Origin of the sequence: Streptomyces sp. LS1784 (assembly GCF_020103755.1) — a bacterium.
Classification (GTDB): Bacteria; Actinomycetota; Actinomycetes; order Streptomycetales; family Streptomycetaceae; genus Kitasatospora.
The window spans coordinates 1-645 of sequence record NZ_JAHSQD010001249.1 but is presented as its reverse complement, the minus strand read 5'-3'; the positions used below and the strand labels follow the sequence as shown (position 1 = coordinate 645).

1 protein-coding gene is annotated in these 645 nt (G+C 78.1%); it reads left to right on the top strand.

Translation table 11 applies throughout. The features are described from left to right. Positions 1 to 645, top strand: a 645-nt coding sequence (locus KS423_RS46810) for an AAA family ATPase (protein ID WP_224285696.1), incomplete at both ends; no start/stop codon positions are given.

The window sequence follows — 645 nt, the reverse complement described above, 5'->3', positions numbered from 1 at the left end:
TGCCTGGAGCAGGACGGGCGGAGCGTCGAGGCACGGGAGTGCTACGAGCGCGCCGTGGCCCGGCTCACCTGGCCACCCGGTCCGGAACTGCGCCGGGCCGCCGCCCCGTTCGGCGCCCGGCCCGCCGCCGACCGCCGGTTCGTCGGCAGGAACGCCGAACTCGCCCGGCTGGACCAGGTGCTGCCCGCCGCACGGGACGGCCGCCCGATCCTGGTCACCGGCCCTGCCGGGGTCGGCAAGACCAGCCTGGTCCGGCAGTGGACGGCCCGGTGCGGCGACGCCTACTTCCCGGACGGCGTCCTCCGTGCCGAGCTGCGCGGCTTCGACCCGGACGGGCCGCGCGAACCCGCCGAGGTGCTCGGGGAGTTCCTCACCGCCCTCGGTGAAGCCCCGGACGCGCTGCCCGCCGAACCCGAGGACCGCGCCCGCCGCTACCGCGAACTGATCGCCGGCCGACGGATGCTGGTCGTGCTGGACGACGCCGCCTCCCCCGAGCAGCTCGTCCCGCTGCTGCCCGACCCGCCGGCCACCGACAGCGAGCCCGCCCCGGTCGCGATCGTCACCAGCCGCAGCCGGCTGCGCCACCTGCTGGTCCGCACCGGCGGCGTCCCGCTGCCGCTGGGCGGGCTCGGCCCCGACGAGGCC